The organism is Streptacidiphilus albus JL83 (genome assembly GCF_000744705.1).
Lineage (GTDB): Bacteria > Actinomycetota > Actinomycetes > Streptomycetales > Streptomycetaceae > Streptacidiphilus > Streptacidiphilus albus.
Window position 1 is genome coordinate 4259278 of sequence record NZ_JQML01000001.1, and the last position, 20480, is coordinate 4279757.

Below are 20480 nucleotides of genomic sequence, written 5' to 3' on the forward strand. Positions count from 1 at the left end.
TTCTCGGTACCGCTGCCCTTCGGAACCGCTACTGCGGCAGGTGCAGCGCCAGGTCGGTGCGGCGGCGCACGCCGTCCTCGCCCACCGCGGCCAGCAGCCCGGCCACCGGCCCGTGGCCGGCCAGCTCCGCCTCCGGGTCCGCGTCCAGCCACGGGGCCAGCACGAAGGCGCGCTCATGGGCCCGGGGGTGAGGCAGGGTCAGCTCGGGCTGCGTCAGCTCCACGCCCTCGTAGGCGAGGATGTCGACGTCCAGGGTGCGCGCACCCCAGCGGACCTCGCGGACCCGGCCGAAGGCGTCCTCGACCGCGTTGGCACGCTCCAGCAGCGAGTGCGGCGGCAGGGTGGTGCGCAGCACCAGGACCGCGTTGAAGTAGGTCGGCTGGCCCTCGGGGCCGCCGACGCCGTCGGTCTCGTAGACCGCCGAGACGGCCTTGACCCGGACGCCGGGGGTCTCCTCCAGCGCGTCCACGGCGCCCTGGAGGTTCTCCAGCCGGTTGCCGAGGTTGCTCCCCAGCGCGACGACGGCGCTGCGGGGGTTGTGCAGGGTGGTGTCGGCCGAGTCGACGCGCTGCTCGACCTCGGGGGCTACGGGCGTGGTGGTGGGGTCGCTGCTCATTCGCGGCTCCGAACGATGGTGATGGTCACGTCGTCGAACGGCACGGTGATCGGGGCGTCCGGCTTGTGGACGGTCACCTCGACCTCCTGTACCGCGTCGTGCTTCAGACATTGGTCGGCGATGCGCTGGGCCAGGGTCTCGATCAGGTCGACGGGCTCGCCCTGGACGATGGCGACGACCTCCTCCGAGACGATCCCGTAGTGCGCGGTGCGGGTCAGGTCGTCGCCGGAGGCGGCCGGCCTGGTGTCGAGGCCGAGCACGATGTCCACCACGAAGGTCTGGCCCTGCTCCCGCTCACGCGGGAACACTCCATGATGGCCACGGGCCCGCAGGCCCTTCACGGCGACACGGTCCAGCAATCGAATCACTCCCACTGTCCAGGCACCTCTACTCTGTCCGGGCGCGCCGGGGCGCGGGGAGCAGGGAGGAACGCGGCAGGCGACGTTGCCTGCCTGAACCAAACTACCTCCCGGTTCCGACAGTCCCGGTCGGGCGGGTGGCCCCGCACGCAGGGCCAACGACGGGTCGCGACCCGGAATTCCCCGCCCCCGGAAGCACCCGGAGGCGCAGCGGAGGGGCACCGGCGGACCGGCTACTCGTCCTCACCGCTCGTCAGCACGGGTGAGCCGTGGTGCGACCAGAGCCTCCAGCCTGCGGCGGTGCGCCGGAACAGGTTGGTGGCGACGATCCTGCCGCCGACCAGCGGGCCGAGCTCGCCCTCCTGTTCCGACTCGCCGCCGGAGAGGATGTTCTCGGTGCAGGTGACCAGGGCCACATCGCCGAGCAGCTCGATCTCCACATCGGTGAGGAAGAACTGGATGTACTCGGTGTGGGCCATGATCAGCGCGTAGGAGCGCAGCACCGAGGCCCGGCCGCGCAGCACCGGCCAGCCCGGGTGGACGCAGACCGCGCCGCGGACGTCGTCGGCGTCGGCGCCGGACACCCAGACGTCGGTGAGCGCGTCCAGGTCCCCCGCCTCCAGGGCGGCGTAGAGCGAGGCGTTGGCGGCCTCGACCGCCTCCTCGTCGGCGCCCGCGGCGCTCATCGGTCCGCCCCGCGGGCGGCTCGCAGCGCGGACTCCACCCGGACGGCGTCGGCCGTCGCGGTGACCTCGTGCACCCGGACCGCCCAGGCCCCCTGGGCCGCCGCCAGCGCCGAGACGGCGGCGGTGGCGGCGTCCCGGGCACGGGCCGGACGGAGCTCGCCGGTGGCCGGATCGGCCAGCAGCGTGCCCAGGAAGCGCTTGCGGGAGGCGGCGACCAGGATCGGCCGGCCGAGCCTGGTCCAGGCGTCCAGCCGGGCGAGCAGCGCCCAGTCGTCCTCGCGGCGCTTGGAGAACCCGAGCCCGGGGTCGACGATGATCTGGGCGGGGTCGACCCCGCCGGACACCACGGCGTCCATCTGGCGCTCCACTTCCTCGATGACCTCCCCCACCACATCCCCGTAGGAGGCGAGTTCATCCATCGAGGCGGACTGTCCGCGCCAGTGCATCACCACGAAGGGCACCCCGGTCCCGGCCGCGACCGGGACCATGTCCGGGTCGGCGAGCCCGCCGCTGACGTCGTTGACGATCCGCGCGCCGGCCTCCACCGCGGCCTCGGCCACGGCCGCCCGCATGGTGTCGATGCTGACCGTCACCCCGGCCTCGGCCAGGCCCCTGACCACCGGAAGCACCCGGCGCAGTTCCTCCTCCCGGGTGACCCGCACCGCGCCCGGCCGGGTTGACTCGCCGCCCACGTCCACGATGTCGGCGCCCCGGGCCACCAGCTCCAGACCGTGCGCCACGGCCAGGCCGGGATCGAGCCAGAGCCCGCCGTCGGAGAAGGAGTCCGGGGTGACGTTGACGACGCCCATCACCCCGCAGCGGCCCCAGTCGTCGACGCCGGGCAGAGCACTCTTGAAGGCGTTCATGGAGCCATTGTCGCGGGCTGGACGTCCGGACCGGGGGCCACCTCCGTCCGCGACCCGCCGCGGCGGGTGAACCTGCGCAGGCTCCGCGGCAGCTCCATCACGATGAACGCCTCCGCCTGGAGCGCCGAGAGCCCGATCCGGGGCAGGTCCCGGGCGGTCGGGTAGACCAGGAAGCGGGGCTCCCAGATCGGCCGGAACTTGGCGTTGAACTTGTACAGCGACTCGATCTGGAACCAGCGCGAGAGGAAGACCAGCAGCCCGCGCCAGGCGCGCAGCACCGGCCCCGCGCCGATCCGCTCCCCGCGCGCCAGCGCCGAGCGGAACATCGCGAAGTTCAGCGAGACCCGCTCCACGCCCAGCTCGGGGCAGGCCTGGAGGGCCTTGACGATCAGCAGCTCGTTGAGGCCGGGGTCGGCGTCGCGGTCGCGGCGCATCAGCTCCAGCGAGATGCCGTCCTTGCCCCAGGGCACGAAGTGCAGCACCGCGCGGATGTCGCTGGCGCCGGGCGCGGCGTCCTCGGGCAGCTTGTGCGCGGTGATCACCACGCAGCCCTCGTCGGCCGGGTCGCCGAAGCGGCCCAGCGCCATCGAGAAGCCGCGCTCGGTCTCGGTGCCGCGCCAGGCGTCGGCGGCGTAGCGGATCTGGTCCCGCTCGACCTCGGTCAGCTCGTCCACCCGGCGGACCCGGCACTCGTAGCCGGCCCGCTCGATCCGCTTCACCATCTGTCGGACGTTGCGCATGGCGCGGCCCTCCAGGGTGAAGTCCTCCACCTCGACGATGGCCTCGTCGCCGATCTCCAGCGCGTCCAGCCCCGCCTCGCGGGTCCAGACCTCGCCGCCGACCTCGCTGCAGCCCATCACGGCCGGCACCCAGGCGTAGCGGTGGGCCTCCTCCATGAACCGCTTGATCGCGCCGGGCCAGGCCTCGACGTCGCCGATCGGGTCGCCGGAGGCGAGCATCACCCCGGACACCACCCGGTACGCGATGGCGGCCTTGCCGCTCGGCGAAAAGATCACGCTCTTGTCCCGGCGGAGCGCGAAATAGCCCAGCGAGTCGCGGGCGCCGTGCCTGGTCAGCAGCTCCCGCACCTGGTGCTCCTCGTCCGAACTGAGTTCGGCGATCGGCTTGGAGGGCTTGGTCGCCAGCCACACCGTGCTGACCGCGGTGAACAGTCCCAGCGAGGCGAGCGAGTAGTAGACCGCGTCGTGCACCCGGTGGTCGGTGTAGTGGATCGGGCCGCCGATGCCGAACAGCCCCCAGGCCACCTCCCACCAGCGGTCGTGGAAGCTGGGCTCGCCGCCGAGGGCGTGCGCGTGCGAGCTGACGATGATCAGGCCCAGACCGAAGCTGAAGATCGACATCGCCACGAAGTTCCACAGCGCCCGCCAGCGGGTGCGCGGGTCGGAGAGGGCGTAGAACTCGTGCCGGTTGAACAGCAGCACCAGGAAGACCGCGATGGCCACTATGGCCGTGCCCCGGTGGTGCCAGCGGAGGACCTCCAGCACCGCGCCGACCGGCAGCAGCACCACGACGGCCTTCCAGGCCCGCTGCTTCCGGCGGCGCAGCGCGTGCGCGAGCATCAGCAGCAGGATGCCGACCACCAGTGAGGCGGCGGTGGCCAGGGTGTTCACGCCGGGCAGGAAGTTGGCGAGTTCACGGACCCGGGAGTCGCGCAGATGCGGCGCGACGGCCCCGACGATGTCGATGAGGCCGACCAGGGCGGTGGCGTAGCCCATGGCGGAAGGCACCCAGGGACGGGAGACCTTTGGCAGCTGAATGCCCTTCCGGTTGCGGCTCTCGGAAGGCTGGGGGTCGTTCATAGGGCTCCACAGTAGAGCCTTCGGTAAGGACTTCGGTCAGACCGTAGTAGGAGTGGGTCATCACCAGGCATGAGTTCTCCGTCCGTGCATAACGTTTTGCTAAACCACAGCAACTTCCCAGGCATCCTGGAACGTCTAGACCTCCTGTCATGCCAATCGTCATTACGTCCGGGAAGTGGACCCATGGGACTCACCAGCCAGAAACTGCAGACACTCGTCGCGGTGTTCGCGGTCGTCTGTTTCGCAGCCACGGTCTGGTTGTGGCCCCGTCTCGCCAAGCGCGCGTGGTGGTCCTACCTGGCCCGGATCGGCGTGCTGCTGGCGAGCCAGCTGCTGACCCTGGCCGCGATCGGCCTGGCGGCGAACAACTGGGGCGGCTTCTACAGCTCCTGGGGCGACCTGATGGGCAGCGACCAGGGCGCCACCCCGGGGATCACCAACGGCTACCACCCGGCCGGCGTGGCGGGCGTGGACATCCTCGACTCCAAGCCGGTGCCGCTGGAGCTCGGCGGCGCGACCGGCAGCGGCGGGACGCTGCAGCAGGTCGTCGTCCAGGGCTCGGGCACCGGGCTGACCGAGCCCGGCTACGTCTACCTGCCGCCGCAGTACAAGGATCCGGCCTACGCCCACACCAAGTTCCCGGTGATCCTGGTCTTCACCGGCTACCCGGGGACGGCCCAGAACCTGATCACCCGGATGAAGTATCCGACGGTCGCGGCCCAGGCCATCTACGAGAAGCAGATGCAGCCGTCGATCATGGTGCTGATGCGGCCCTCGGTCGCCATGCCCCGGGACACCGAGTGCCAGAACGTGCCCGGCGGACCGCAGGCCGAGACCTTCTTCGACACCGATCTGCACCAGGCCATGGCCGCCCGCTACCGGGTCGCCGCCGGCGGTGCGGGCTGGGGTGTGATCGGGGACTCGACCGGCGGCTACTGCGCGCTGAAGCTGAGCATGCGCAACCCGGGCGCCTTCGCCGCGGCGGCCTCGCTCTCCGGCTACTACAAGGCCGCCGAGGACGACACCACCGGCAACCTCTTCGGCCCCGGCAAGGGCGACCAGCGGCTGCGCAACGAGAACGACCTGATGTGGCGTCTGAAGAACCTGCCCGCACCGGAGGTGTCGGTGCTGGTCACCAGCAGCCGGCAGGGCGAGTACGACTACCGGGCGACCGAGCAGTTCATCGCCGCGGTGAAGGAGCCGATGCAGGTCTCCTCGCTGATCCTGCCCAGCGGCGGCCACAACTTCGACACCTGGAACCGGGAGACCCCGGAGGCGCTGCGCTGGTTGGCGGCCCGGCTCCAGCCCCCGGTCGGGGGTCCGGACGGAGGTCCGGGCAGTTCCCCGAGCGGGACGGGAACCGACGTGTCCTGACACTCGTCGAACCGGGGGCGGTGCCGGAGGGGCGCCGAACAGGTCGTCAGGGCCTCTGTCCGGCAGAGCCCCTGGGGACCGCAGCGAATGCGATGGCGGGTCCATCGCGCAGGCCGGAGCACCGGCCGACGGCGGGGGCCAGCGGGCGTTCGCGGTGAACCGAAGGATCGACGCCGGCCGGCCGGCCGGAACAGGAGCAGCACCGATGAACCTGACGAGCGACACGCTGCTGGACGCGATGATCGCGCTCACCGTGATCAGCGTCGCCCTCACCGTCTGGCTGTGGCCACGCCTGGCCGGGCGCGGACTGCTCTGGATACTCGCCAGGCTCGGCATGATCCTCATGTCCCAGGTCTCCCTGGTGCTGGTGGTCGCGCTCATGGTCAACTCCTACGGCGACTTCTACCCGACCTGGCAGGACCTGGTCGGCGGCGGCGGCAACCAGCAGGTGGCCTTCGGCCAGACCAGCGGAGGGGCCGGCACCGCCGTCAACGGGGTCATCGGCGGCAAGCTGCTGGTACCGGTCCCGGGCGGGGCCGACTCCGTCAAGGACATGCCGAAGGGGCCCGCCGACCAGGTCGGCCAGCTCAGCGAGGTGCGGCTGTACGGCAAGAGCTCGCACCTGGACGCCCTGGCCTACGTCTACCTGCCGGCCCAGTACTTCCAGCCGGCCTACGCCCACACCGCGTTCCCGGTGATAACCGCCTACCCGGGCTACCCGGGCTGGGTGCAGCAGCTGGTCCAGCGGATGTCGCTGCCGGAGCAGGTGGCCTCGATGGAGATGCAGGGCAAGATGCAGCCGACCATCCTGGTGCTGGTCTCCGAGAACGTGGTCGCCCCGCGCGACACCGACTGCGTCAACGTGGTCAAGGGGCCGCAGGTCGACACCTTCATGAGCACCGACTACGCGGCGGCGATCCGCTCCGGGCTCCGGGTCACCGACGACCCGCGCGGCTGGGGGCTGACCGGCTACTCGGAGGGCGGCACCTGCGCCCTGGAGCTGGCCATGCGCCACCCCGACCTGTTCGGCGTGGTCGGCGACATGGGCGGCGACTACAGCGACCTGGAGGACGGCGAGAGCGGCAACCTGTTCGGCCCGAAGGGCAGCCAGAGCCGGGCCGAGCTGATGCAGCAGTACAACATAGCCTGGCGGCTCGCCCACCTGCCGGTGCCCAGCATCCAGGTGCTGGTGGCCACCACCGAGAAGGAGAGCGACTACAAGGCCACCCAGGCCTTCCTGCAGGAGGTCCGGGCCCCGATGACGGCCACGCCGATGTTCCTGAAGGTCGGCGGGCACAACTTCGGCACCTGGACCCAGGAGCGCGACCCGGAGCTGGTGTGGATGAGCCAGCACATGGCCCCGCCGGTCGCGGTCACCACCCCGACGCCGCCCCCCACCAGGACGCCCCCGGCCAAGGGCGCCACCCAGGGCCCGGCCAAGGGCGCCGGCACCGCCACCCGCGGCGCGCTCGCGGACGGGCCGGAGACCGACCCCAGGCGCTAGCGCCCGACGATGAAGCCCATCGCCTCGGCCCGGGTCGCGGGGTCACGCAGCTGGCCCCGCACCGCCGAGGTGATGGTCTTCGCCCCGGGCTTGCGGATGCCGCGCATGGACATGCACATGTGCTCGCACTCCACCACGACCACCACGCCGCGCGGCTCCAGAATGCGCATCAGCGAGTCGGCGACCTGCGTGGTCAGCCGCTCCTGCACCTGCGGTCGGCGGGCGTAGACGTCCACCAGCCGGGCCAGCTTGGACAGGCCGGTGATCTTGCCGCTGCTGGACGGGATGTAGCCGACGTGGGCGACCCCTCGGAAGGGCACCAGGTGGTGCTCGCAGACCGAGGTCACCTCGATGTCCTTGACCAGCACCATCTCGTCGTGGCCGAGGTCGAAGGTGGTCGTCAGCACGTCCTCCGGCTCCTGCCAGAGTCCGGCGAATATCTCCTGGTAGGACCGGGCAACCCGGGCCGGCGTGTCGCGCAGCCCCTCGCGGTCGGGGTCCTCGCCCACGGCGATCAGCAGCTCGCGCACGGCGTTCTCCGCCCGCTTCTGGTCGAACACCCCTACGGCTCCGGTCGAACCCTCGATGGTCACCGGGTCGGTCATGGAACGTCCTCATCTCTCGGGTGCTCGACGATCGGCAGCCGGAACAACGGCCGGATGCCGCCGCCCCAAGGGTAAAACCTTGGGACGACGGCATCCATTCCGGGGCCTTGAGCGCCTGGTCAGGCGGTCGGCGGCTCCAGCGGCGGGAGCTTCACGATGTCCACCGGCTGCGCCGTGGGCTGGGTGATCCCGTTGGTCAGCGCCAGTTCCTTCGGCGACTGCACCGGCGGCCGGGTGGAGGGGGTGCGGCGGGCCGAACCCGTCCAGGCCGGTCGGGCGGGACGCTTCACGATCGGCCGGAAGATCTCCGCGATCTGCTCCTTGTTCAGCGTCTCCTTCTCCAGCAGTTCGAGCACCAGGTTGTCCAGGACGTCCCGGTTCTCGACGAGGATCTCCCACGCCTCGTTGTGGGCGTTCTCGATCAGCTTCTTGACCTCCTCGTCCACCAGCCCGGCGACCTCTTCCGAGTAGTCGCGCTGGTGGCCCATCTCACGGCCCAGGAAGGGCTCGGAGCTGTCGGTCCCGAACTTGATCGCACCCAGGCGCTCGGTCATGCCGTACTGGGTGACCATGGCCCGCGCGGTGGCGGTGGCCTTCTCGATGTCGTTGGAGGCGCCGGTGGTCGGGTCGTGGAAGACCAGTTCCTCCGCCGCGCGCCCGCCCATCATGTAGGCCAGCTGGTCCAGCATCTCGTTGCGCGTGGTCGAGTACTTGTCCTCGTCCGGGAGCACCATGGTGTAACCCAGGGCCCGGCCGCGGGACAGGATGGTGACCTTGTGCACCGGGTCGCTGTTCGGAGAGGCCGCCGCGACCAGGGCGTGTCCGCCCTCGTGGTACGCGGTGATCTTCTTTTCCTTCTCCGACATGATCCGGGTGCGCTTCTGCGGGCCGGCCACCACGCGGTCGATGGCCTCGTCCAGCATCGAGTTGTCGATCAGCTTCTTGTCGCTGCGCGCGGTGAGCAGGGCGGCCTCGTTGAGGACGTTGCTCAGGTCCGCACCGGTGAAGCCGGGGGTGCGGCGGGCGACGACCATCAGGTCGACGTCCGGAGCGACCGGCTTGCCCTTCTGGTGCACCTTCAGGATCTCGAACCGGCCGGTGAGGTCGGGACGGTCGACCGCGATCTGGCGGTCGAAGCGGCCCGGACGCAGCAGCGCCGGGTCGAGGATGTCGGGGCGGTTGGTGGCGGCGATCAGGATCACGCCGCCCTTGACATCGAATCCGTCCATCTCGACCAGCAGCTGGTTGAGGGTCTGCTCGCGCTCGTCGTGCCCGCCGCCGAGGCCGGCGCCGCGGTGGCGGCCGACCGCGTCGATCTCGTCGACGAAGACGATGGCCGGCGCGTTGGCCTTGGCCTGCTCGAAGAGGTCGCGGACCCGGCTGGCGCCGACACCGACGAACATCTCGACGAAGTCGGAGCCGGAGATCGAGTAGAACGGCACCCCGGCCTCGCCGGCGACGGCGCGGGCCAGCAGGGTCTTACCGGTTCCGGGCGGGCCGTAGAGCAGCACACCCTTGGGGATCTTGGCGCCGACGGCCTGGAACTTGGCCGGCTCCTGCAGGAACTCCTTGATCTCGTAGAGCTCCTCGACCGCCTCGTCCGCCCCGGCGACGTCCGAGAAGGTCGTCTTGGGGGTGTCCTTGGTGATCAGCTTGGCCTTGGACTTTCCGAACTGCATGACCCGGGAGCCGCCACCCTGCATCTGGTTCATCAGGAACAGGAAGACCACCACGATCAGCACGAACGGCAGCAGCGACAGCAGGATGCTGACGAAGGCGTTCTGCTTGTCCTGGCTGACGGTGTAGCTGCCGACGGTCTTGTCGTGGACCTGGTTCTGCAGGTTGTCGGCCAGAGTCGCGGCGTAGGCGTCGTTGACGTAAGGCGCCTGGATCTGCGTGGTGCCGTCGATGCTGTTGTTCAGCTGGACCTTGATCATCTGACTGTCGCCAGTCGTGATCTGGACTGCCTTGGCGTTGCCGTCGTTGATCTGCGCGACGACGGTACTGGTGTCCTCGGTCTTGTAACCGGCCGAGGACGACACCACGGTCATCAGCACGAAGACAGCGGCAACCGCCAGCAGGACCCACATCACCGGCGCACGGAAGTATCGCTTCACGTCCATCCATGCGGGGCGGCATGAGCCGCCCCGTCCCTCCTGCCACTGTGCGGCATCTCACGGCTTCGTGAGCCGTGGATGCGTCCTATGTCTGACCTCGACCGGTTGGTCATCCACTGTCAACCGCACACAGTGGATTATTGGACGGTACCGCAGCCATTCTCCATCGGAACGGCGCGGTACCGGTGCCAAACGGCTCTTCCCCGGGTCCAACGGAGGGAACCTGCGTCCTGTTCCCGCTCCACCGGCCGGTTTGGCCGCCTGTTCGACCTTCTTCAGCCGCCGTACACGTGCGGCGCGAGCGTTCCCACGAACGGCAGGTTGCGGTACTTCTCGGCGTAGTCCAGGCCGTAGCCGACGACGAACTCGTTGGGAATGTCGAAACCGACGTACTTCACGTCGATCGACACCTTGGCCGCGTCGGGCTTGCGCAGCAGCGTGACCACCTCCAGCGAGGCCGGACCGCGCGAGTTCAGGTTGCTGAGCAGCCAGGACAGGGTGAGCCCGGAGTCGATGATGTCCTCGACGATCAGCACGTCGCGGCCGGTGATGTCGGTGTCCAGGTCCTTCAGGATCCGGACCACCCCGGAGGAGCGGGTGCCCATCCCGTAGGAGGAGATCGCCATCCAGTCCATGACGAGCGGGCTGTGCAGGGCCCTGGCCAGGTCGGCCATGACCATCACCGCGCCCTTCAGCACGCCGACGATCAGCAGGTCCTTGCCGGCGTAGTCGCGGTCGATCTGCGCCGCCAGCTCGGCCAGCTTGGCGTCGATCTCATCCTTGCTGATGAGCACCTTCGCAAGATCGGTGCCCATGTCCTTCTCGTCCACCCGCGGTACTTCCTCAAGTGCTGGAGATCCGGTGTCTGCTGTCCAACCTTGCCACACCCGTCCGGCCGACCGGACCGGTGGCGGCGCCGCCGCGGGGCGGTCAGTGGCCCGTCAGGGGCGGCGGAAGGCCAGGTGGCCGGAGCGGCGCCGGAGTTCCACCGCACCGGGGAGGTGCAGCGGGCCCTGGCCGTGCCAGTCGGTGACGAGTTGGTCCATGGCCTCGACATGGCGGGCGAAGAGGTCGCCGGCCGGGCTGCCGGCCCGGATCGCGGCGCGGCGCAGCACCCGGCGGCGCACCGCCGGCGGCACCTCGGCCAGCTTCGCGGCGTCCAGGCCCTGCTCGTCGGCGGCCCCGACCTCGACCTGGGCGGCCCAGGCGTCCAGCGCGTCGGCGTCGTCGCGGAACAGCCGGGCGGTGCGGGCCAGCGCCTCGACCACGCCGCCGCCCAGGTGCTTCTCCAGCACCGGCAGCACCTCGTGCCGGACCCGGGCCCGGGTGTAGGCGGGGTCGGTGTTGTGCGGGTCGTCCCAGACCGGCAGGTCGAGCACGGCGCAGGCCTGGCGGGTGGTGCTGCGGTCCAGGTCGAGGAAGGGCCGGCGGTAGCGCCCGGTGGCGGCGGCCATCCCGGAGAGCGAGCGCGGGCCCGAGCCCCGGGCGAGGCCGAGCAGCACGGTCTCGGCCTGGTCGTCACGGGTGTGGCCGAGCAGGATCACCCGCGCGCCGTGCCTCTCGGCCGCGCTGTCCAGCGCGGCGTAGCGGGCGTCGCGGGCCGCGGCCTCGGGGCCTCCGCCCCGTCGCCCGCCGCCCTTGTCGGAGGCGCTGTGCGCCGCCCCCCAGTCCCGGCCCACCCGGACGCCGAGGGCGTCCACCGGGTCCAGGCCGAGCGCGCGCAGCCGGCCGGCCACCTCGACCGCGCGGGCGGTGGAGCCCTGCTGGAGGCCGTGGTCGACGGTGACCGCGCCGGCCCGGAGGCCGATCCTGGCGGCCTCGAAGGCGGTGGCGGCGGCCAGGGCCATGGAGTCGGCCCCGCCGCTGCAGGCCACCAGGACGAGCGGGGCGTCCGGTGCGGGGCGGGGCCGGGGGGTGCGGCGCTTGGCGTGCTGGGGGTCGACGTCGCCGACGGGGTGGAAGACCGGCCGGGGGTCGGGGGTCGGGGCGCCGGCCTGGGCGCCGGTCGGCGTGTCGGCGGCGTGGCTGCTGAAGGTGTCGGGAACCTGGGCGGCGACGTCGTTCAACACCCGGCGTACTGCCAGGCGTATCGCGGCCACTGCGGGATGCGGACCCATGGTTGATCACTCCTCGGGTCGAACCGGGGGACTGAGGGTGGCCGCATCGTCTCACAGAGTGACCGGTGGGCTACCAATGGTGTCGATCTGCGTGCGGGCCGACCGCGAGCCGGACCGCCAGCAGATCGTCGCAGAAGTCTCCCGTGCCGCAGGCCCCAACAGTTCCCGCATCGCCCCGGTTCCGCCCGGAAGGATGAATGAGGAAACGTTTCGGCAGGTCACGGAGCGTCAGACCGGGCCACCGGACCGTCCACGACCGCCCTCTCAGCGGTGCATCCGCGCGACCCAGGCCGAGGGGTTGTGCACCTCCTCCTTGGTCGGCAGGGTGTTCGGCGAGGTCCACACCCGGTTGAAGCCCTCCATGCCGACGGCGTCCACGACCGCGCGGACGAACACCGCGCCGTCCTGGTACTGCCGCAGCTTGGCGTCCATGCCCAGCAGCCTGCGGAGCACCTGGTCCATCCGGCCCGCGCCCTTGGCCCGGCGCTGCTGGAACTTCTCCCTGATCTCCGCCACCGAGGGCACCACCTGCGGCCCGACGCCGTCCATCACCACGTCGGCATGGCCCTCCAGCAGCGACATCACCGCCGTCAGCCGGCCCAGGATCGCGCGCTGCGCGGGCGTCTGCACCACGTCCATCAGGCTGCCGGTGCCCTCGCCGGCCTCCGCCTGGTCCGTGCCGTTGCCGCCGAAGACGCCCGGCAGCGAACCGGCCGCCTCGCGCAGCCGCTCCAGCAGGGTCAGCGGGTCCACGTCGGTCTCGGCCAGGAACGCCTGGATCTCGCCCTCGATGTGGTCGCGCAGCCAGGGCACCGCCGTGAACTGGGTCCGGTGGGTCTCCTCGTGCAGGCACACCCAGAGCCGGAAGTCGTGCGGGTCCACCTCCAGCTCGCGCTCCACCTGGACGATGTTCGGCGCGACCAGCAGCAGCCGGCCGGGCTGCGCCGGGCGCGCGTCGTCCAGCGGGGCGAGGTCCGCCGGGACGTCCGCCGGGGCGAAGGTCTCGTACTGGCCCAGCACCCGGGAGGACATGAACGCCAGCAGCATCCCCACCTCCAGGCCGGTGACCTTGCCGCCGACCACGCCCAGTGCCGCGCCGCCGGGGACGTCCGCGCGGCGGGCCTGCATCCGGTCCGTCAGCGGGGTGATGACGGAGCGGAAGCCCGCCACGTTGGCCCTGATCCACCCCGGCCGGTCGACGACCAGCACCGGCGTGCCGCCCTCCGGCGAGCCCATCCCGGTGAATTCGCGGACGTGCCGCTCCGAGGAGGCGGCGTGCCGGCGCAGCTCGGCCACGGCCGCGCGGGCCTCGTCGGGGCTCACCTCGGGACCGGAACGCACCAGCCGGGTCGCGGTGGACACCGCGAGACCCCAGTCGACCATGTCTGCCATATGCGCTCTCACTCCTCCGGAGGGACGACCGGGTGCGGTGCGCGCCGCCCCCCGGCTCCGCGCGCCCCCACCCATGGCTTGCCTGCTGCCACCGTACGTGTTCCTGCCCGCTAGCGGCAGCCGCATGCGGCGACGCGCCCGGCCAGCTGGTCCAGCGCGTCGCGGGCGGAGAGGGCGTCGCCGCTGCCGTTGGACATGAAGGCGAAGGCCAGCAGCCGCCCGTCGCGGTCGACGACCAGTCCGGCCAGGGTGTTGACGGTCGACAGCGAGCCGGTCTTGGCCCTCACCACGCCGAGCCCGGCCTGGCTGTCGCCGCTGGTGTAGCGGTTGTCCAGGGTCCCGGTGAACCCGGCCACCGGCAGTCCGCCGACGATCGACCGCAGTCCCGGGTGTGCGGCCGAGGAGTCCAGCGTGAGCAGCTGGGTCAGCAGGTTCGCGGGGACCGCGTCCTGGCCGTCCAGGCCGCTGGCGTCGTACAGCTGGCTGCCGCCGAGCTGGATGCCCAGGCCGCGCAGGGTCTGCAGCACCGCGGCGGCGCCGCCGGCGAAGGTCGCGGGCCGGCCGGCCGCGATCGCCACCTGGTGGCCCAGGGTCTCGGCGATGTCGTTGTCGCTGTTGGTGAGCATCCGCTCGACGATCTCGGACAGCGGCTGCGAGGCCACCTCGGCCAGCTGCGGGGCGGTGGCCGGGGCGGTGGTGGTGCCGGGGCTGCCCAGCACGGTGATCCCCCGGGCCGCGAGCAGCGAGCCGAAGTCGGCGGCGGCGGTGGCGGCCGGGTCGCCGTAGCGCGGGGCGTCCTCGGTGCTGTTCGGGTCGATCCGGCCCTCGTCCGCGGTCAGCGCCTGGACCAGGGCGATGTTGTCGTTGACCCCGATCGGGTGCAGCGGGCTGCCGGTGAACAGCGAGATGTCGTAGCCGAGCCGGACCGAGGCGGTGCCCCGGGCCCGCAGCGCGGCGGCCGTCCGGGTGGCCAGGGTGGCCAGGCTGGCCTGCGGGTCGCCGCCGCCGGTGGGCGCGGCGGTGAGGGTCGGGTCGCCGCCGCCGACCAGCACGATCCGACCGGGCCCGGCCAGCACCACCCGGGTGGTGAAGCGGTGCTCGGGACCGAGCAGGGTGAGCGCGGCGGTCGCGGTGGCGATCTTGTTGGTGGAGGCCGGGGCCTGGGTCTCGGTCGCGTTCAGGGCGAACAGGCTCTGCCCGTCGGCGACGTCGACCACCGAGGCGGTGAGCCGCCCCAGCACCGGCGCGCCCAGGTCGGGGCCCAGCGCGGCGGCCATCCCGGCCGCGGTCGGCAGCGGTGCGGCGGCGTCGGTCGCCCCGGCGGCCGGCAGCAGCACCTGCCCGGCCGGCTGCCAGCTCGGCGCGGGCAGGGCCATGATCTTCGGCCGCACCGGCCGGACGGCGGCCGGAGGGCCCTGCGACCGGTCCCGCTCGGCCACCCGCTGGCCGCCCTGCCACGGCCCGGCAGCGGCCACGGCGACCACGGCCAGGGCGAGTCCCGCCCCGCCGGCCGACAGCGCCACCGTCCGCACCGGCGCCAGCGCATAGCCGCGCAACGCCCGCCCCCACCACGTACGACCCATCCGGACCTGCCCCTTTCCTGAGCACCCCACGACGTAGGAGACACTATTGGCTGCAAACGTCTGACATTGGAGGAGCCTTGGAGTTCGACGTCACCATCGAGATCCCGAAGGGTTCGCGGAACAAGTACGAGGTCGACCACGAGACTGGTCGGATCTTCCTCGACCGGATGCTCTTCACCTCGACCCGCTACCCGGCCGACTACGGCTTCGTCGAGGGCACCCTCGGCGAGGACGGCGACCCGCTGGACGCGCTGGTCATCCTGGAGGAGCCGACCTTCCCGGGTTGCCTGATCAAGTGCCGCGCCATCGGCATGTTCAAGATGACCGACGAGGCCGGCGGCGACGACAAGCTGCTCTGCGTCCCCGCCTCGGACCCGCGCTGGGAGCACCTGCGGGACATCCACCACGTGTCGGAGTTCGACCGCCTGGAGATCCAGCACTTCTTCGAGGTCTACAAGGACCTGGAGCCCGGCAAGTCGGTCGAGGGCGCCCACTGGGTCGGCCGCCAGGAGGCCGAGGACGAGATCGTCGCCTCGATCAAGCGCCTCGCGGACTCCGGTCACGCCCACTGACGGGTACGGCCGGTCCCGGCCGGTCCGCACGCCGACGCCGTCCTCGGAGCCCCGGGCTCCGGAGGCGGCGTTTCGGTGTCGGCGGCGCCGGGGCGGTCAGGACCGGCCGGTCCCGGCCCGGACCCGGCGGCCCCGGTAGAGGCCGCCGTTGATCCCGGCGAAGGCCAGGTCGAGACCGAGCCCGTCGCGCTCGGCGTGGAGGTGCAGATGGGGTTCGGTGCTGTTGCCCGAGTTCCCGACCTCCCCGATCGGCCGGCCCGCGGCCACCAGGTCGCCGGTGGCGACCCGGACGCTGCCGGGCCGCAGATGGGCCAGCATCACCAACTCGTGGCCGGTGTCGATGACCACGTGGTTGCCGAACGGATTGACGTCGGGGCTGGGACTGCCCACCGGTTCGTCCGGCAGCCCGTCGACCGCCCGCAGCACGGTTCCCGCGCACGGGGCCAACAGCTTTGCCCCGTAGGCAGGATAGGTCTCCAGCCGGCTCCTGGCCGCCGGGCCGTAGCTGCTCCGCGAGCCCGTCGGGCAGGTCGCTATCAGGTCGACCGCCCCGCGCTGCCGGGGGTGGCAGACATGGTGGTTGATGCCCCGTCCGCCGCCCTGGGAGACCCACCAGACACCCTCGGCGAAGGGCACCAGCAGCGGCGCCGACAGCGGCGCGCCCCAGCGGTGGCGGCGCGCCCGTCCCAGTGCCACCAGGCTCAGCGCGAGCGCGGCGCCGCACACCACCGGCCCCACCAGCCCGCCGCCGCTGCGCAGTCCGGGCACCCCGGGCAGCAGCGGCAGCCCCAGCGGGCCGGCCAGCCGCAGCACCGACAGCAGCGCGGCCAGGGTGGCCCCGCGCCCCGTCCACAGCAGCCAGCGCGAGCACACCGGAGCCACGGTCCACCCCTCCAGCCACACGTTGAGCAGCAGCACCCAGAGCAGCGCCGCCACCCAGCCCAGCACCGAGCGGGCGTCCCAGCAGCACCAGATCTGCGACCAGGCGTAGGCGAGGACGCAGATCGGCTGCACCGTGGCCCGCAGGATCACCCCGGCCGCACCCGTGGTCATCCGGTCACCGTTGGCGCACGGTTCGTTCGACTCCGTCATGAGACCCCCCTGCCGAGTGTGACGGATGCCGATCACAAATCGGTTCCGTCGGTCGGTTTTTGACGCTGCAGTGATCCTCCCGGATCCGTGATCCACCGACACCGGTTGTCGTACTGTCGGTCTGGGCCGAGGAGCGACTCTCAGGGAGCGGGGCATGTCCGGGGACACACAGCAGGACGGCGGGTTCGGACCGATCGAACTCTCCGCCGCCGTAAGGGCGATCCGACGGGAGCTGGCCGCGGCGGCGGCGGACGGCGAGGGCGAGCCGGTCCGCTTCGAGGTCGGCCCGATCCAGCTGGACCTGACCGTCGAGCTGACCCGGGAGACCGGCGCCAAGGGCGGCGTCCGGGCCTGGGTGGTCGAGGCCGGAGCGGACACCAGGGCCACCCGGAACAGCACCCACCACCTCTCGTTCACCCTCACGCCCAGGTCCGCCGCGACCGGCGGCCCGGTCGAGATCGCCGACCCCGAGCCCGGCGGCACCTCCCGCTTCGGCAGCGGCGGCTGAGATGGCCCACCCCCAGCGCGAACGGATCGCGGCCGTCCTCGGCGAGAACGGCCAGGGCAGTGGCTATCTGCTCAGCCCCTGGCTGGTGCTGACGGCGGCTCATGTCGTGGGCGGGGCCGCGACCGCGGTGGTGGTCGTCCCCGGCGGGCACGGCCGGGTGGAGTGCCGGGTGGCGTGGCGCCGGTACGAGGAGGACTGCGACGTCGCGATCCTGGTGACCGAGCGCTACCTCGTTCCGGCGGAGGTGGCCCGTACCTTCGCCACGGTGCGATGGGGCACGGTCGAGGACCTCGCACCACGTCCGGGTGCGCACGCCGTCGGCTACCCCCACGCCCAGCGGGACGGGCAGGGGGAGTTGGACAGCGAGCAGTTGGTCGGCACGCTCAAGCCCGCGAGCGGCCTGCTGCGGGGGCGTCAGGTCCTCGACAGCCTGCACGGTGCTCCGGCGGCCACCGGCGACCACGGCTCACCCTGGGCGGGCTTCTCCGGGGCGGCCGTGTTCGTCGACGACCACCTGGTCGGGGTCGTCCGCTCGGATCCGACCCGGTGGCAGCACGGACGGGTGGAGATCACCCCGACCACGGCGATCGTCCGGTCACCGGGAATCCACAAGGCGTTCCACGAGAATCAGCTGGACCTCGTGTGGGTCGTCCTCGACCCCCCTGAGCAGGAGCAGGAGTTCGAGGAGCGGCTGCGCTCCTACATCGCCCAGCAGTCCGGCAGCATCCACATCATCGGTATGAGCCGGGGCAGCAGCGACGAGGACCACTGGCTGCTGGACTCCAACTACCTCAGCCTGGAGCTGGTCGGCGGCAGGGCGCGCCACTTCCCGCTCCCGGACACCGAGGCCGCCGGGGCGACCGAGCCGCAGCGCGCCGAGCAGGCCCTCTCCGGGCAGCGGCGGGTGCTGATCCGGGGCGCGGCCGGTTCCGGCAAGACCACGCTGATGCAGTGGCTGGCCACGGTCACCGCCCGGCGCGAACTCCCGCCGCCGCTGGCCGAGCTGAGGGACTGCGTGCCACTGCTGCTGCGGCTGCGCACCCTGGTCCGGCTGGGCGAGCTGCCCGCCCCCGAGGACTTCCTCGCCGCCGTGGCCAAGCCGCTGACCGGCCTGCCCGGCGCGGCCGGCTGGGTCACCGAGCAGCTCCGGCGCGGTCGGCTGCTGCTGCTGGTGGACGGCGTCGACGAGGTCCCGGAGGCCGACCGGCCCCGGGTGCGCGACTGGCTGCTGGAGCTGCTGGCCGCCTACCCGGACGCCCGCTACGTGGTCACCACCCGCCCCTCCGCGGTCCGCGAGGGCTGGCTGTCCCAGGCCGGCTTCACCGAGCTGGAACTGCTCCCGATGAGCCGCGCCGACGTCGCCACCTTCATCACCACCTGGCACCTGGCCGCCGACGCCGGACCGGACGACGACGGCAACGACGACGACCGGAGCGAACGGATCAACGGCTGGCGCGACGCCCTGCTCGCCGCCGTCGTCGCCAAGCCCGACCTCGGCCGGCTCGCCACCACCCCGCTGATGTGCGCGCTGATCTGCGCCCTCAACCGCGACCGCAACGGCTACCTGCCCGAGGGCCGGATGGAGCTGTACGCGGCGGCGCTGGAGATGTTGCTGGTCCGCCGCGACCGCGAGCGCGGCATCGCCGTGCGCGAGGGCCTGCGGCTCAGCGCCGAGCAGCAGCTGACGCTGCTGCAGAAGCTGGCCTACTGGCTGGTGACCAACGGCGCGACCGAGATCGAGCGGCCGCTGGCGGTCCGGAAGCTGGACGACGCGCTGCCGTCCATGTCGGCGGTCAACGGCGACGGCGAGGAGGTGCTGCGCCACCTGCTGGTCCGCAGCGGGCTGCTGCGCCAGCCGACGGTCGAGTCGGTCGACTTCATCCACCGCACCTTCCAGGACTTCCTGGCCGCCAAGGCCGCCGTGGAGGAGGAGGACCTCGGCGTCCTGGTCGGCCACGCCCACGACGACCAGTGGGCGGACGTGCTGCGGATGTCCGTCGGCCACGCCCGCCCGGGGGAACGCGCCAAGCTGCTGCGCGCGCTGCTGCGGCGCGCCGAGGCCGACCCGGCCCACGGCGACCGGCTCCGGCTGCTGGCGGCCACCTGCCTGGAGCACGCCACCGAGCTGGACCCGGAGGTCCGGCTCGCGGTCGAGACCAGCGTCGCCAGGCTCGTCCCGCCGCACTCCGAGGAGGCCGCCAAGGCGCTGGCCACGGTCGGCGAGATCGTCCTCGACCTGCTGCCGGGCCCGGGGAGGCTCGACGAGGACACCGCGCTCGCGGTCGTCATCGCCGCCACCACCATCGCCGGTGAGCGGGCGATCCCGCTGCTGGCACGCTATGCCGACCATCCCTCGGCCAAACTGCGCGGTCGGCTCGCCTTCGTCTGGGACCGCTTCGACACCCGTACCTACGGCGAGCGCGTCATCAGCCGGCTGACCGTCGACGGCGAGCTCCGCTTCTACGTCAAGAACCGTGAGCAGGCGGCCTTCCTGGCCGGGATCGGCGGACGGCCCCGGGTCGAGTCCTCCGGCCCGCTCACCGACGAGGACCTGCGACTGCTGCCGCTCGGACCGCTGGTGGAGTTCCGGCTGCACGAGAACCCCTACCCGATCGACCTGTCCTTCCTGGCCGGGGCACCGGGGCTGACGGAACTCCTGCTGATCAACTGCGAGGCGGACCTGGACCTCCGTCCACTCACTGACCTGCCACTGCACAGCCTCACCCTGAGCGGTGCGCTGGGCTCCAGCGACCTGACCCCGGTCGGCCGGATCACCAGCCTGCGGAAACTGTCCCTGGGCCGTTCCGGTGCCGTCGGCCCGATCACACCACCGCCGGGAATCGACTTCCTCTCGCTGACGCAGGACTCGGCTGTCAGCGGTCTGGAGCGCTGCACCGAGCTGGACATCCTCCTCATCGGCGAGCGCCCGCACCCCACCCACGTCTGGCGCCGGTTGTCCGCCGTGCCCGCCCTGGGGCAGCTGATCATCTACGAGGCGTCACTGGCGGACCTCGACCCGGCGTATCCGCTGCTGCAGCTCTACTTCCTGACTCTGGTCGGCGTCAGCGACCTGGACCAGCTGTGGCGGCTGCCTCTGGTCTGCCCGAACCTGCGGGTCCTCAGCATGGTCGCCGATCCCGCCTCCGTCGACCCCGCGCACCTGGCCCCGCTCCACGGTTGCCAGGTCATCTTCGTACCCCCGAGCGTGATCGAGGCCGCCCCGAAGCCTGCCTGAGCAGCACGCAGGGCCCGACCCCCGTGGGGGTCGG

The 20480-nt window shown here is 72.0% G+C and carries 17 protein-coding genes; 5 read left to right on the forward strand and 12 right to left on the reverse strand.

Annotation, left to right across the window (positions count from 1 at the left end; all coding sequences use genetic code 11):
* Positions 1-28 precede the first annotated feature (28 nt).
* The 5 genes from folK to BS75_RS18345 form a co-directional block, all read right to left on the reverse strand.
* The gene (gene folK, locus BS75_RS18325) at positions 29-616 is read right to left on the reverse strand and encodes a 2-amino-4-hydroxy-6-hydroxymethyldihydropteridine diphosphokinase (protein ID WP_034089021.1); all 588 of its coding nucleotides are present in this window, start codon (positions 614-616) and stop codon (positions 29-31) included.
* A complete protein-coding gene (gene folB, locus BS75_RS18330; RefSeq protein ID WP_034093287.1) occupies positions 613-972 on the reverse strand; it encodes a dihydroneopterin aldolase in 360 nt (119 codons plus the stop codon). Before folB ends, folK begins: the two co-directional genes overlap by 4 nt.
* A 236-nt stretch (positions 973-1208) precedes the next feature.
* A complete protein-coding gene (locus tag BS75_RS18335) occupies positions 1209-1661 on the reverse strand; it encodes a nuclear transport factor 2 family protein (RefSeq protein WP_034089022.1) in 453 nt (150 codons plus the stop codon).
* Positions 1658-2527 (reverse strand): dihydropteroate synthase, encoded by an 870-nt coding sequence (gene folP / locus BS75_RS18340; RefSeq protein ID WP_231607820.1) that lies wholly within the window; start codon positions 2525-2527, stop codon positions 1658-1660. The genes BS75_RS18335 and folP overlap by 4 nt, the downstream gene beginning before the upstream one ends.
* On the reverse strand, positions 2524-4263 hold the full coding sequence (locus tag BS75_RS18345; protein WP_408022593.1) for a phosphatidylglycerol lysyltransferase domain-containing protein: 1740 nt from the start codon (positions 4261-4263) through the stop codon (positions 2524-2526). Before BS75_RS18345 ends, folP begins: the two co-directional genes overlap by 4 nt.
* A 267-nt stretch (positions 4264-4530) precedes the next feature.
* On the opposite strand from BS75_RS18345, the gene BS75_RS18350 reads away from it, so the two are divergent.
* Both BS75_RS18350 and BS75_RS18355 read left to right on the forward strand, forming a co-directional pair.
* A complete protein-coding gene (locus BS75_RS18350) occupies positions 4531-5721 on the forward strand; it encodes an alpha/beta hydrolase (RefSeq protein WP_063771498.1) in 1191 nt (396 codons plus the stop codon).
* Between the two features lie 205 nt (positions 5722-5926).
* Positions 5927-7225, forward strand: coding sequence for an alpha/beta hydrolase (locus BS75_RS18355; protein ID WP_052069520.1), 1299 nt, complete (start codon positions 5927-5929; stop codon positions 7223-7225).
* Here BS75_RS18355 and folE read toward each other — a convergent pair.
* From folE to dacB, 6 genes are all read right to left on the reverse strand, one after another.
* Complete coding sequence (gene folE / locus BS75_RS18360) at positions 7222-7830, reverse strand: GTP cyclohydrolase I FolE (protein WP_034089023.1); 609 nt, start codon at positions 7828-7830, stop codon at positions 7222-7224. The two genes, BS75_RS18355 and folE, sit on opposite strands and share 4 nt — an antisense overlap.
* Positions 7831-7949: 119 nt before the next feature.
* Positions 7950-9953, reverse strand: coding sequence for an ATP-dependent zinc metalloprotease FtsH (ftsH, locus tag BS75_RS18365; RefSeq protein WP_034089024.1), 2004 nt, complete (start codon positions 9951-9953; stop codon positions 7950-7952).
* Positions 9954-10222: 269 nt separating this feature from the next.
* Positions 10223-10777, reverse strand: coding sequence for a hypoxanthine phosphoribosyltransferase (gene hpt, locus BS75_RS18370; RefSeq protein WP_034089025.1), 555 nt, complete (start codon positions 10775-10777; stop codon positions 10223-10225).
* A gap of 111 nt (positions 10778-10888) precedes the next feature.
* Positions 10889-12064 (reverse strand): tRNA lysidine(34) synthetase TilS, encoded by a 1176-nt coding sequence (gene tilS / locus BS75_RS18375; RefSeq protein WP_034089026.1) that lies wholly within the window; start codon positions 12062-12064, stop codon positions 10889-10891.
* Positions 12065-12328: 264 nt separating this feature from the next.
* Positions 12329-13447 carry a zinc-dependent metalloprotease gene (locus tag BS75_RS18380; RefSeq protein ID WP_081983306.1) on the reverse strand — a complete coding sequence of 373 codons (1119 nt, stop codon included), beginning with the start codon at positions 13445-13447 and terminating at the stop codon, positions 12329-12331.
* Between the two features lie 119 nt (positions 13448-13566).
* Entirely contained in the window at positions 13567-15039 is a 1473-nt protein-coding gene (gene dacB, locus BS75_RS18385; protein ID WP_081982420.1) for a D-alanyl-D-alanine carboxypeptidase/D-alanyl-D-alanine endopeptidase, read from the reverse strand.
* Between the two features lie 77 nt (positions 15040-15116).
* On the opposite strand from dacB, the gene BS75_RS18390 reads away from it, so the two are divergent.
* Positions 15117-15611: an inorganic diphosphatase gene (locus BS75_RS18390; RefSeq protein WP_034089028.1), complete on the forward strand. Its 495-nt coding sequence runs from the start codon at positions 15117-15119 to the stop codon at positions 15609-15611.
* 96 nt (positions 15612-15707) lie between these two features.
* Here the strand turns inward: BS75_RS18390 and BS75_RS44460 are convergent, their stop codons facing one another.
* A complete protein-coding gene (locus tag BS75_RS44460; RefSeq protein ID WP_152645909.1) occupies positions 15708-16703 on the reverse strand; it encodes a M23 family metallopeptidase in 996 nt (331 codons plus the stop codon).
* Between the two features lie 154 nt (positions 16704-16857).
* Between BS75_RS44460 and BS75_RS18400 the strand changes: the two genes are divergently transcribed.
* Both BS75_RS18400 and BS75_RS44465 read left to right on the forward strand, forming a co-directional pair.
* Complete coding sequence (locus BS75_RS18400) at positions 16858-17211, forward strand: trypco2 family protein (protein ID WP_034089029.1); 354 nt, start codon at positions 16858-16860, stop codon at positions 17209-17211.
* Between the two features lies 1 nt (position 17212).
* On the forward strand, positions 17213-20446 hold the full coding sequence (locus tag BS75_RS44465; protein WP_052069522.1) for a serine protease: 3234 nt from the start codon (positions 17213-17215) through the stop codon (positions 20444-20446).
* The last annotated feature ends 34 nt before the right edge of the window (positions 20447-20480 follow it).